The sequence below is a fragment of the Pseudoxanthomonas sp. genome, assembly GCF_027498035.1.
Classification (GTDB): Bacteria; Pseudomonadota; Gammaproteobacteria; order Xanthomonadales; family Xanthomonadaceae; genus Pseudoxanthomonas_A.
Window position 1 is genome coordinate 2,671,305 of the sequence record NZ_CP114978.1, and the last position, 11,479, is coordinate 2,682,783.

12 protein-coding genes and 1 tRNA gene are annotated in these 11,479 nt (G+C 67.3%); 8 read left to right on the forward strand and 5 right to left on the reverse strand.

Annotated features, from left to right (window positions below; translation table 11 throughout):
- Positions 1–12 precede the first annotated feature (12 nt).
- Both O8I58_RS11600 and ubiA read right to left on the reverse strand, forming a co-directional pair.
- Complete coding sequence (locus O8I58_RS11600; RefSeq protein ID WP_298315977.1) at positions 13–1,455, reverse strand: short-chain fatty acid transporter; 1,443 nt, start codon at positions 1,453–1,455, stop codon at positions 13–15.
- Positions 1,456–1,641: 186 nt separating this feature from the next.
- Positions 1,642–2,535 (reverse strand): 4-hydroxybenzoate octaprenyltransferase, encoded by an 894-nt coding sequence (gene ubiA, locus O8I58_RS11605; protein ID WP_298315981.1) that lies wholly within the window; start codon positions 2,533–2,535, stop codon positions 1,642–1,644.
- Between the two features lie 119 nt (positions 2,536–2,654).
- On the opposite strand from ubiA, the gene kdsA reads away from it, so the two are divergent.
- Positions 2,655–3,521, forward strand: coding sequence for a 3-deoxy-8-phosphooctulonate synthase (gene kdsA, locus O8I58_RS11610; protein ID WP_298315986.1), 867 nt, complete (start codon positions 2,655–2,657; stop codon positions 3,519–3,521).
- Positions 3,522–3,536: 15 nt separating this feature from the next.
- On the opposite strand, the gene O8I58_RS11615 is transcribed toward kdsA, so the two are convergent.
- Positions 3,537–3,767, reverse strand: coding sequence for a hypothetical protein (locus tag O8I58_RS11615; RefSeq protein ID WP_298315989.1), 231 nt, complete (start codon positions 3,765–3,767; stop codon positions 3,537–3,539).
- Positions 3,768–3,994: 227 nt separating this feature from the next.
- Here O8I58_RS11615 and O8I58_RS11620 point away from each other — a divergent pair.
- Positions 3,995–4,071 (forward strand) — tRNA-Arg (locus O8I58_RS11620).
- 334 nt (positions 4,072–4,405) lie between these two features.
- Here O8I58_RS11620 and O8I58_RS11625 read toward each other — a convergent pair.
- A complete protein-coding gene (locus O8I58_RS11625) occupies positions 4,406–4,618 on the reverse strand; it encodes a hypothetical protein (protein ID WP_298315992.1) in 213 nt (70 codons plus the stop codon).
- 208 nt (positions 4,619–4,826) lie between these two features.
- Here O8I58_RS11625 and O8I58_RS11630 point away from each other — a divergent pair, with 208 nt between their 5' ends.
- On the forward strand, positions 4,827–5,594 hold the full coding sequence (locus tag O8I58_RS11630; RefSeq protein ID WP_298315994.1) for an SDR family NAD(P)-dependent oxidoreductase: 768 nt from the start codon (positions 4,827–4,829) through the stop codon (positions 5,592–5,594).
- A gap of 304 nt (positions 5,595–5,898) precedes the next feature.
- On the opposite strand, the gene O8I58_RS11635 is transcribed toward O8I58_RS11630, so the two are convergent.
- Positions 5,899–7,092 carry an FAD-dependent oxidoreductase gene (locus O8I58_RS11635; protein ID WP_298315997.1) on the reverse strand — a complete coding sequence of 398 codons (1,194 nt, stop codon included), beginning with the start codon at positions 7,090–7,092 and terminating at the stop codon, positions 5,899–5,901.
- Positions 7,093–7,194: 102 nt separating this feature from the next.
- On the opposite strand from O8I58_RS11635, the gene O8I58_RS11640 reads away from it, so the two are divergent.
- From O8I58_RS11640 to O8I58_RS11660, 5 genes are all read left to right on the forward strand, one after another.
- A complete protein-coding gene (locus O8I58_RS11640) occupies positions 7,195–7,452 on the forward strand; it encodes a hypothetical protein (protein ID WP_298316000.1) in 258 nt (85 codons plus the stop codon).
- 41 nt (positions 7,453–7,493) lie between these two features.
- The gene (locus tag O8I58_RS11645; RefSeq protein WP_298316003.1) at positions 7,494–9,350 is read left to right on the forward strand and encodes a phytoene desaturase family protein; all 1,857 of its coding nucleotides are present in this window, start codon (positions 7,494–7,496) and stop codon (positions 9,348–9,350) included.
- 95 nt (positions 9,351–9,445) lie between these two features.
- Positions 9,446–10,264 carry an SDR family NAD(P)-dependent oxidoreductase gene (locus tag O8I58_RS11650; RefSeq protein WP_298316006.1) on the forward strand — a complete coding sequence of 273 codons (819 nt, stop codon included), beginning with the start codon at positions 9,446–9,448 and terminating at the stop codon, positions 10,262–10,264.
- The gene (locus O8I58_RS11655; protein ID WP_298316008.1) at positions 10,261–10,875 is read left to right on the forward strand and encodes an NAD(P)-dependent oxidoreductase; all 615 of its coding nucleotides are present in this window, start codon (positions 10,261–10,263) and stop codon (positions 10,873–10,875) included. The genes O8I58_RS11650 and O8I58_RS11655 overlap by 4 nt, the downstream gene beginning before the upstream one ends.
- A 28-nt stretch (positions 10,876–10,903) precedes the next feature.
- Complete coding sequence (locus O8I58_RS11660; protein ID WP_298316010.1) at positions 10,904–11,461, forward strand: PepSY domain-containing protein; 558 nt, start codon at positions 10,904–10,906, stop codon at positions 11,459–11,461.
- Positions 11,462–11,479 lie beyond the last annotated feature (18 nt).

Below are 11,479 nucleotides of genomic sequence, written 5' to 3' on the forward strand. Positions count from 1 at the left end.
TCATTCCCTCGGTCAGCCGCCCGCCGCCGGCATCACCGGCGCCACGTATGGCAGGGTCAGGCCCAGCAGCCACAGCAGGCCGATCACCAGCGGGATGTGCACCAGCAGCTGCATGAAGGTGAAGCCAACGATGTCGCGCGCTTTCAGCCCAAGCACGCCCAGTAGCGGCAGCATCCAGAACGGATTGATCAGGTTGGGCAATGCCTCGGCTGCGTTGTAGACCTGCACCGCCCAGCCCAGGTGCGCGTGCAATTCGTTGGCGGCCTGCATCACGTAGGGCGCTTCGATCAGCCACTTGCCACCGCCCGACGGCACGAAGAAACCCAGCACCGCCGAGTACACGCCCATCACCGCCGGGAAGGTGTCCTGCGTGGCCACGTGCACGAACAGCTGCGAGAGATGGTGCGCAAGGGTGTCGCCATCGGCGCCCTTGGCCCCGGTGAGGATCATCGCGATACCGCCGTACAGCGGGAACTGGATCAGCACGCCGGTGGTGCTGGGCACCGCCCTGGCCACCGCGTTGAGGAAGCTGCGCGGCCGCCAGTGCAACAACAGGCCCAGCGACAGGAACAGGAAGTTGTAGGTGTTGAGATTGGCGATCGCGCTGACCAGCGGCTTGCTGGCGAACTCAGAAAACAGCCAGCCGAAGGCCAATAGCGACAGCAGCACGGTCAGCAGCGGGCTGTATTCCAGCCACTCGCCCGGGCGGGTGCGCGGCGGCAGCGCTGCCTTGGCCTCGGTCGCAACGGCTTCATCGAAGTCGGCCACGGTGCGCGCGGCCTTGCCGGTCGGCGCGGTCAGCCAGCAGATCAGCAACGACACGGCGATCAACACCGCGGTCAGCACGATCGACTGCCACAGGAAGATCGTCTCGGTGAAAGGCAGCACGCCGGTGATGTCCAGCAGGCCCGGCGGCATGGACGCCGGATTGGCCTGCAGCTGCGCGGCTGACGAACTCAAGCCCATCGCCCAGACCGCACCCAGGCCCAGATAGGCTGCCGCACCGGCGGCGCGGTAATCCATCTTCAGCTCGGTGCGGCGGGCCAGCGCGCGCACCAACAATCCACCGAACACCAGCGAAAACCCCCAACTCAGCAGCGAGGCCAGCATGCTGACCAAGCCGACATAGACGATGGCCCCGCGCCCGCTGCGCGGCACCCTGGCCAGCTGGTCGATGAAGCGCGCCACGACCGGCGCGGTCGCCAGCGCATAGCCACCGATGACCACGAAGGCCATCTGCATGGTGAAGGGAATTAGGCTCCAGAAGCCGCCACCGAACGCCTCGGCCGTGGCCTTGGGCGTCGCCCCGGCGGCCATGGCCGCGAGCGCGACGATGACCACGCCCAGCACCGCGAACACGTATGCATCGGGGAACCATTTCTCGGCCCAGGCTGCACTGCGCAGCGCGGCCCGCGCCATCAGGCCCTGGCGGGCTTCTCCATTGGTCGTTGCCATTCCCGGTCTCTCCGCGCGGTGTCCGCCGCATTGTGGGAACACCGGCTGCACCGGTCTGCTGGACCTTGGTCTTGGGTCAGGACAATGCGGGTTCCACCCCATCGCTCCCCGCGCGCAGGGAAGCGGGACGGAGTGAGTGGAAAGCGGATATCACCGATCCCCAGGAGAAGCACCCCATCGCCCGGGTTACCGCAGCAGCTGGTCGGCCACGATCCCCGCAAACACCGCCGCGCCAACCCAGTTGTTGTGCAGGAACGCACGGAAGCATGGCCCGCGCTCGCGATGGCGGGCGAGGAAGAACTCGTAGACCACCAGCAGCACGCCCACGCCCAGCCCGGCCCAGTAGGCCGCGCCCAGTCCGGCCCGGTGCCCCACCAGCAGCAGCGTGGCGAAGGTCAGCGCGTACAGCACGCCCTGGATCACCAGGTCCAGGTCGCCGAACAGGATCGCGGTGGACTTTGAACCGGCGCGGATGTCGTCCTCGCGGTCGACCATCGCGTACCAGGTGTCGTAGGCGGTCGCCCACAGGATGTTGGCCGCATACAACAACCAGGCCAGCGGCGGCACCGTGCCCTGCACCGCGGCGAAGGCCATCGGAATGCCGAAGCCGAACGCCAGGCCCAGATACACCTGGGGCAGGTAGGTGTAGCGCTTCAGGTACGGATAGCTCGCCGCCAGGAACGCCGCGATACCACTCAGGGCGATGGTCAGGCCGTTCATCGTCCACACCAGCGCGAACGCCACCAGCATCAGCACCGCGAACACCCACAGCGCCTCGCGTCCCGACACCCGCCCGGCGGCCAGCGGCCGATCCCTGGTGCGTTCGACCTTCGGATCCAGCCAGCGGTCGGCGTAATCATTGATCACGCACCCGGCCGAACGGGTCAGCCACACGCCCAGCGTGAACACGACCAGCGTCCACCACGGCGGCATGCCGCCCGCGGCCAGCCACAGCGCCCACCAGGTCGGCCACAGCAGCAACAGGACCCCGATCGGCTTGTCGCCACGGATCAGTTTCCAGTACTGGCCCAGCCGCCCGGGCGGCCGCACCACCGGTGCATCGAATCGTTCGTAACCCATCGTCAAAAGGTTAGCAGGCCGGGCGCGGCGGTGACCGGGTGAAGGCCGGCGCCGGGACATCACTAGAATGTGCAGGCTGCAACGTACCGCGCGCCCCCGACAAACCTCCGAGCCCTGCCATGACCGCCTCGACCCAACCTCTCGCCATTGCCGTCAACGACGCGATCCGCGTCGCCAACGACGCACCGTTCGTCCTGTTTGGCGGGCTCAACGTCCTGGAAGACCTGGATTCCACCCTGTTCGCCGCCGAAACCTACAAGCGGGTCACCGACAAGCTGGGGATCCCGTACGTGTTCAAGGCCTCGTTCGACAAGGCCAACCGGTCCTCGATCAATTCCTATCGCGGCGTCGGCCTGGACGAAGGCATCCGGATCTTCGAGGAAGTGAAGCGCCAGCTGGGCCTCGCGCTGATCACCGACGTCCATGAGGTGGCGCAGGCCGCGCCGGTGGCCGAGGTCGTGGACGTGCTGCAGATTCCCGCCTTCCTGGCCCGGCAGACGGACCTGGTGGCCGCCATCGCCAGGACCGGGCGCGCGGTGAACATCAAGAAACCGCAGTTCCTCAGCCCCACCCAGATTAAGAACATCGTCCACAAGATCCGCGAGACCGGCAACGAACGCATCATCCTGTGCGAGCGCGGCGCGCAGTTCGGCTACGACAATCTGGTGGTGGACATGCTGGGCTTCCGCGAGATGACCGAATCCACCGGCGGCCTGCCGGTGATCTTCGACGTCACCCACAGCCTGCAGCGACGCGATGCCGGCGCCGAAGCCTCCGGTGGGCGTCGCCGCCAGGTGCTGGAACTGGCACGCGCCGGCATGGCGGTGGGCATTGGCGGCCTGTTCCTGGAAGCGCACCCCGACCCCGACCACGCACGCTGCGACGGACCCAGCGCGCTGCCGCTGGATGCGCTCGAACCCTTCCTGGCCCAGATCAAGGCGATCGACGACCTGGTGAAAGGCTTCGCGCCGCTGGAGATCAGGTAAAGCACCACGCGCCCGTCACGGCGCGGGCATGGCCTTTGCCTGGGCACACCAACGCCATTCCACACGAGAGACCGGATGGTCATGCCCGGCCAGGCGTGCACCCACCCGGGCCATGATCCGCTCGCTGGGTAACCTGACCTGCTGCTGGGTGGCCCACGGAATGCACAGGCAGGCGGCCGGGATGAAGACGGCCTTCTTTTCCAGCTTCAACGCACAACTGGCAAGCAGCCGCAGCGAGGCCAGCACAAAGGACGTCTTCCGCGGCTCGCGTGGCAAGACAGGAAAACATGGTGCCGTTGCAGGGCGGCCACCAGCACACGGAACTGGGCAACCTGAGCGCACGGGGCCGCGGCGCCGCGCGCTGGGAGCCCGCTGGTGGAGGCAGGCCTCACCGGGGCGGTTCGCTTCGGGCGCCGCTTTCAGTGATAATGCCGCGCTGTCGCCGGCCCAGCCGCGACGGACTGCAGTTCCAAGCGCCTGTAGCTCAGCCGGATAGAGTAGTGGCTTCCGAAGCCATTGGTCGGGGGTTCGAATCCCTCCAGGCGCACCAGCAGACATCCCTGGAAAGTCCAAAACCCTCGAGGAATCGGGGGTTTTTTGTGCCCGACAATCCTGCGCTGCCCAGCCCGATCCATTGAAGTCCGACCTGCTGGGGGCATGGATAGGGAGCGGTCTCTACATCGATCTCTCCTGCAGGCGGGAAGCCATCCATGGCAGCGGAGCGCGCGCAACTTCAGTACGACTGCGAAGAAAACGCGCCGTCCTGATCGGGAGTGGATTGCTTGGAGCTCCCAGCCTTCCCTGGACAAAGCCCTGGGGCCTGAGTCCTCAGCGCGTGGCAGCGCCCGCGTCTGCGCGCAGGACTGCGCCTGCGATGGTTCGAATCAGCTGTCGCTGTCTGCCGCGCAACCCAGCGAACAGGAATTCCAGACCGTCATGCCCACCTGGCGTCGGCGTTGCTCCGAGGTGGTGGCCGTGTCGTTTTCACTGGCCGTCACGTCAGCGGCTTCGTCCGGCGAGAACAACCATCCAGCCGCCGCTTCCAGTCCATGCCGGACCGAGCTATCGACACCTGAAAAAATCATGCGCAACGTCATGAACTCATCTCCGGCACAGAAAAAACCACGCGATTTCCTGCTCGCTTTTAGCACTGGCCATCGAACCCCGGAATGGAACCTTAGTCGAACCCATGCCGCGCCAGGCGATGAAATAAGAGCGCTGAATGCCAGCAATCGCGAGTCGCGATTTCTGCCGCGGCGTTCCGCTGGTTATCGTGCGGAATTCATTGCATACACGAGACCGGACATGGATCGGCTGAAAGGAAAGATTGCAATCGTGACCGGGATCGGCAGCGGGATCGGCAAGGGCTGCGCGCTGCGCTTCCTGGCCGAGGGCGCCACCGTGGTGGGCTGCGACCTGGACCCGGTGGCCGCCGCGGCGACGGTCCAGGAAGCAAGCCAGCGCGGGCTGTCTCTGGACAGCGTGCATCCATGCAACCTGACCCGGCCCGAAGACGTGCAGGCGCTGGTCGCACATACGCTGCAGCGCCACGGCGGCATCGACATCCTGGTGAATGCGGCGGCATGGGGAGCATTCGAATTCATCGAATCGATGGATTACCAGTCGCAGTGGAAGACCACCCTGACGGGCGAGATCGACGTGGTCTTCCTCGCCTGCCAGGCGGTCTGGCCGCACATGCAGCAGCGCGGCGGCGGGGCGATCATCAACTTCGCCTCGGCCAATGCCTACCAGGCCCTGCCTGGGTCCGGCGCGCTGGCCCACTGCGCCGGCAAGGGCGCGGTCCTGGCCATGACCCGGCAGCTGGCGATGGAAGGCGGCCCGCACCGGATCCGCGCCAATACCATCTCGCCGGCGCTGGTGGTCACCGGCGCGACCCAGCCGCGCCTGGACAACGAACCCGGCTTCCGCGAGGCGGTGACCGCCAAGATGATGATCGGCCGGCTGGGCACGCCGGACGACATCGCCTGGTGCGCCACCTACCTGGCCTCGGACGAGGCCGGCTGGGTGACCGCCGCCGATTTCAGGCTGGACGGCGGCGCCACGGCCTGGTGACACGCTTTTGCGCGTGTCCCTGCGCATTGGCGCAAGAACGCCGCGGTGCGCTTCGCAACGGCGCACCCAGCTCCCAATCCCCTGCGCCTTCGACGCGCCCCTAACCAAGGCGGCTTTGCTCCAGATTGTTCAGTTGGTCAGAGCAGGACTCGCTATCGAGACACGGAGACAATACCCGCCCGGGGTGCGTCTACTTCCGAAGACCGTGCCCTGGAAGCTTTGGATTTGGCTTTGCACGCATTGCATCCAGGCACGACAAAGGCGGCCTGATGGCCGCCTTTGTCGTGCGTTGCGCCGATCCCCCTCAGATCGGCGATCGCAATACCTGCAGGGCCTCGGACATCAACCGGCTCTGCTCCAGCGGCGAGCCATGGCGCATTTCCAGCTCACCCAGCTTCACCGAGTTCTCGATCACATGCCGGCAGCGGTCGAAGCGCCGGTCGGTGAAGCGCTGCAGCGCCTCTTCCAGCGTGCCGCCCTTGCCCAGCTCCTCGGCCAGCACGATGCCGTCCTCGATCGCCATGCCCGCGCCCGAGGCCAGATGCGGCGTCGTGGCATGCGCGGCGTCGCCGATCAGCACCACCCGGCCGCGATGCCACGGCGGCGGCAGCAACTGCACTTCCAGTGGCTTGTAGTTGACCGACTCGGCGTTCTTGCCCAGCACCGTCTCGCGGATCTGCGGCACGAAGCTGCCGAAGCCGGCCAGCTTCTGGTACAGACGCTCGCGCTGCTGCTCCACTGTCAGCCACGGATTCTCCGGGTCGGCATATAACAGGAACATGTACATGTGAGTCGGCGAGACCGGGTTGAAGCCCAGCTTGATCTCATCGCCCATGAAGAAATGGGTGCGATCAAAGCCCTCCGGCCGCTCGGCCAGCAGGCGGAAGATCACCTGGCCGGTGAAGTTCGGCTTGGGTGCGTCCGGGAACAAACGCTGGCGGGTCTGCGAGTACAGCCCGTCGGCGCCGACCACCAGGTCGTAACGCTCCTGTCGGCCATCGCTCAACCAGGCCAGCACGCCGTCTTCGTCCTGGCTCAGGTCGACCAGACTCACGCCCAGCGACACCTCGATGCCGGCCGCCAGGGTCTTGTCGGCCAGGATCTTGTGTAGCACCGGGCGCAGGATGCCACCGGTCGCCGGCAGCCCATCGTCCAGCGGCGGGATCGGCATCTCGGTCAGCAAGGCGCCCTGCTGGTCGTGCATCTTCGCCCCGCTCCAGGTCGCGCCCTGGGCGACGACCTCGTCGAGCACGCCCACCGTGCGCAGCGCGCGCAGGGTCGGCCCGGTGATGGTCAAGCCTGCGCCATAGGCGCGCCAGTTGAGGTCGATATCGATCAGGTGCACATGCAGGCCCTGCTTGCGCAGCTGCAGCGCACAGGCAATGCCAGCCACGCCACCGCCAATCACCAGCACCTTGCGCACCTGCGCTGCCGGGACGGCCGCCACCGGCACGTCCTGCCCGAACGCGCCGAGCGCGTCTTCGCTTTGTTTCATCATGGACTTTCCCTCCCCCCGCTCGAGACATGGACAGTGCGAGGACCGGCTAACGCTAGGCGCTCGGCCCCAGGCTTGGGAAGCGGCTTCTCGTGATCGCAGCCATTGTCCGCGCTGATGCATTGCGCCGGATGCCAGGGCAAGGCCATCGCGACCGACATCGCCCGCGCGCGCCGATGTCGTTCGTCCGAGCGCCTGCACGGCCGGCGTGGGCATCTGCCCTTCCTGGACCTGTTCCAGCGGCGCCACGGCACCTGCAGGACGACGCGGTTCCGGCGCTGGGCGGCGGGCATGGCTGAACGCATTCCGATCGGCCATGTCCAGAATCACCACAAACGATTGGCCGTCACCGCGGTGCGCTGAATACAGTGGCTTCATTATCGAATGCATGTAGCGAAGCCATCTTGAACACCCACTACGACATCGTCGCGATGGGCGCCGGCCACAATGGCCTGGTCGCCGCCGCCTACCTGGCCAAGGCCGGCAAGAAGGTGCTGGTGCTGGAACGCAAGTCCCATCCGGGCGGCGGCGTGTCCACCCAGCAGCTCAACACCCCCGGCTACTGGCATGACGAGCACTCCAGCGTGCACATCATGATCCAGGGCAACCCGATGCTGCGCCAGGACGAACTGGGCCTGCTGTCCCAGCACGGGCTGAAGTACCACTACTCGCACGTGCCGCACGCGACGATCTTCCCCGACCAGTCGGTGCTGTACACCTACAAGGACCTGGACAAGACTTGCGAGTGCTTCGCCAAGGTGTCGCCGAAGGACGCCGAGACCTATCGCGGCTTCGTCAAGGTCAGCCAGCAGATCCTGCAGGTGTTCATGCCCGGCCTGTACTCGCCGCCGCCGCCGCTGGGCGAACTGGTGGCCATGCTGGACCGCAGCGACGAAGGCCGGCTGATGCTGGAGTACATGACCCGCGACTGCCTGAGCCTGGTCAACGACCTGTACGAATCGGACAAGATCAAGATCCACCTGCTGCGGCTGGTCAGCGAGAACCTGCAGCACCCCAACGAACTGGGCACCGGCATGGGCGTGCTGCTGATGCCGGGCATCATCCACACCTACGGCGTGTCGCAGCCGATCGGCGGCAGCGGCAAGCTGACCGAATCGCTGGTGCGCTGCATCGAGTCCTACGGCGGCGAAGTGCGTTGCAACGCCGAGGTGGCGCAGATCCTCACCCGCGACGGCCGCGCCAGCGGCGTGCGGATGGCCGACGGCGAGCAGATCCTGGCCAAGGACGCGGTGATCGGCGCGATCCACCCGCACGTGGTGCGCAAGTTCGTCGAAGGCGTGCCCGAGCCGGTGCTGAAGAAGGCCGAGCGCACCCAGCTGGCGCCGTTCTCGATCATGGTCAGCCATTACGACCTGAAGCGGAACTGCGAGTACTACGCCGGTGAGGACGTCGGCTACGCGACCATGCTGGAGTTCATGGCCACCGACAACCTCAACGAGATGCTGGCCGACTTCGACGACCTCAAGCGCGGCCTGATCACCGAACGCCGGCTGTGCGCCGGTGGCGATGAGAGCATCGGCGACAAGACCCGCGTGCCGGCCGGCGCCGGCATGTTCCACGGCATCACCTTCGCGCCCTACCAGGTGACCGACAAGCGCTGGAGCGGCCAGCACTGGGACGAGTTCAAGGAAGAGATCGGCGACCTGTCGTTGCAGCACTACCGCAAGTTCGTTAAGAACCTGGACAGCGACAACATCATCGCCCGCAAGATCGTCAGCCCGCTCGACCTGGAGCGCAGCTCGCCCAACAGCATGATGCGCGGCGACCTGCACGGCGTGGCGCCCTACTTCCACCAGAGCGCCGGCGCGCGTCCGACCCAGGACCTGGGCCAGTACACCGTGCCGGGCGTGGAGCGGCTGTACCTGGCCGGCCCATTCCAGCATCCGGGCGGCGGCGTCTACGGCGCCGGGCGCGCCACCGCGATCAAGATGTTCGAGGAACTGGGCATGGACTTCGGCAGCGTCGCCGGCGGCGTGCGCCAGGACACCGGCACCGCCGAGACGGTGGCGGCAGTCAAGCGCCGCGGCATGGTGCTGCGCGGCCCGGCCGACGAGGAACTCATGCAGGTCGAGTCGCTGGATCGGATCGGCGACGAGCTGGTGATCAAGGGCAAGAGCTTCGGCACCATGCCGATGGAAGCGCGCCTGGATGCCGACTCCGCGCGCGCCGGCCTGAAGCTGCTGGGCATGCGCAAGCTGGCGTTCCTGGCCTCGCTGCCATTCCGCAAGGGCCAGGCCTGAGGGCCACGGGATTCCCATGGGGACCTCCTACCCGGACTTCATCCGCACCGGCGCCCGCGGCGTCACCCACCACATCGGCATTCCGCACTGATCCCATGAACTCGCAAACCCTCAAAGGCAAGATCGCCATCATCACTGGCGCCGGCGGCGGCATCGGCAGCGCCACCGCCCGCGTCATGGCCCAGCGCGGCGCGCGGCTGGTGCTGGCCGACCTCCACCTGCCCGGCGCCGAGCGCGCCGCCGCCGAAGTGACCGCCGCTGGCGGCAGCGCCGTGGCCGTGCACCTGGACCTCAACGATCCGGCCAGCATCCAGGCGATGGTCGACCACGCCATCGCCACCTACGGCCGGCTGGACATCCTGCACAACAACGCCGCCGACCAGGACCCGCAGCTGACCATGCGCGACGGCAACATCGCCGACATGGACATCGAGGTCTGGGACCGGGTGTTCCGGGTCAACGTGCGCGGCACCATGCTGTGCTGCAAGGCGGCGATCCCGCACATGCTGGCCCAGGGCGGCGGCTCGATCGTCAACACCGCCTCCAACCTGGGCCTGCAGGGCCAGGTGATCCAGGCCGCCTATGGCGCCTCCAAGGCCGCGATCCTGCAGATGACCCGCTCCATCGCCGCCTCCCACGGCCGCCGCGGCATCCGCTGCAACGCGGTGCTGCCCGGCCTGGTGCTGACCCCGGCCGCGCGCGACAACCTGCCGCCGGCACTGCTGGAAACGGTGGAAAGCGAAACGCTCACGCCCTACCTGGGCGAGCCGGACGACATCGCCTACGCGGTGACCTACGTCGCCTCCGACGAGGCGCGCTACATGACCGGGCAGAACATCGTGGTCGACGGCGGCACTTCCACCCACGTCCCGGGCTTCGCCCGCTTCAGCACCCTGTTCGGCGCCGCGCAGTGAAAGTGGCGCTGCTGGGTGCCACCGGCAACGCCGGTTCGCGGATCCTCGACGAGCTGCTGGCGCGTGGCCACCAGGTCAGTACGATCATGCGCCGGCCGGCCAGACTGGCCAGCCGCGTCTCCAGGCAACTGACGTTGCTGGAGGGCGACGCCAGCGATGGCGCATCCCTGGCCGTGCTGCTGCGCGGCCACGACGCCGCGCTCAGCGCGATCAAGTTCCATCAGGTGCCGGCGGCCACGCTGATCCAGGCCGTCGCCGAGGCCGGTGTGCCACGCTACCTGGTGGTCGGCGGCGCCGGCAGCCTGCAGGCCTGGCCGGGCATGCTGGAAATGGACCGGCCGGACTTCCCGCCCAAGGTCGTGCCCGAGGCTCGGCTGGGCGCGGACTTCCTGCGCCAGCTGCGCGCCAGCGACCTGGACTGGAGCTTCCTGTCGCCGTCGCGGCTGTTCGTGCCGGGCCTGCGCAGCGGCCGCTTCCGGCTTGGCGGCGAGCAGCTCTTGTTCAACGCCGAAGGCACTAGCGCGATCTCCTTCGAGGACTACGCGATGGCGCTGGTGGATGAGCTGGAACACCCGGCCCATTCGCGCCAGCGCTTCACCGTCGGCTACTGACCTGACCCTGCCACCGGGAGCACCGGGCATGCGCAAGTACCACCGTTGGCTGGCCCCTGTCTTCGGGCTGTTCCTGCTGTTCATGAGCATCACCGGCACGCTGCTGGCGCTGGACGACATGACCTCGCCAACCGCGCTGGAACGCCGCGGCAGCAAACCGGTAGCGCCCAGCGCCCCGGCCGCGGCGCTGCCACTCGAGGAAAGCGCCGCCCTGCTGCAGAAAGCGCTGCGCCAGGCCGGCAACGAAAACCTTGCACTGCGTTCGATCACCTTATCCGCACAGGGCCCGCAACTGCGGATCGAGCTGCAACCACAGGGGCACGGCGCGTCGATCCTGTTCGACGCCCGCAGCGGCGTGCGACTCCCGCTGGCTCCGCCCGGGCCGGACGGGATGCCGGCCTGGCGGGGCAGTGCGCACGGCTGGCTCGAATACCTGCACCGCGGCGCCTTCGCCAGCTGGCCCGGGGTCATGCTCGTGCTGTTGAGCGGCATGGCCCTGTTGGTGTTTTCGATCACCGGCCTGACCGTCTACCTGGACATGGCCAGGCGCCGCTGGAAAAGCGGCCGTAAGGAATGGTTCTGGTAGGCAGCGCAGGCCAGCTGC

Excerpts from the sequence above, each read along its gene's own strand:
- O8I58_RS11635 (WP_298315997.1), bottom strand. The coding sequence starts at position 7,092 with ATGATGAAACAAAGCGAAGACGCGCTCGGCGCGTTCGGGCAGGACGTG.
- O8I58_RS11625 (WP_298315992.1), bottom strand. The coding sequence starts at position 4,618 with ATGACGTTGCGCATGATTTTTTCAGGTGTCGATAGCTCGGTCCGGCAT.
- kdsA (WP_298315986.1), top strand. The coding sequence starts at position 2,655 with ATGACCGCCTCGACCCAACCTCTCGCCATTGCCGTCAACGACGCGATC.
- O8I58_RS11600 (WP_298315977.1), bottom strand. The coding sequence starts at position 1,455 with ATGGCAACGACCAATGGAGAAGCCCGCCAGGGCCTGATGGCGCGGGCC.
- O8I58_RS11660 (WP_298316010.1), top strand. The coding sequence starts at position 10,904 with ATGCGCAAGTACCACCGTTGGCTGGCCCCTGTCTTCGGGCTGTTCCTG.
- ubiA (WP_298315981.1), bottom strand. The coding sequence starts at position 2,535 with ATGGGTTACGAACGATTCGATGCACCGGTGGTGCGGCCGCCCGGGCGG.
- O8I58_RS11650 (WP_298316006.1), top strand. The coding sequence starts at position 9,446 with ATGAACTCGCAAACCCTCAAAGGCAAGATCGCCATCATCACTGGCGCC.
- O8I58_RS11630 (WP_298315994.1), top strand. The coding sequence starts at position 4,827 with ATGGATCGGCTGAAAGGAAAGATTGCAATCGTGACCGGGATCGGCAGC.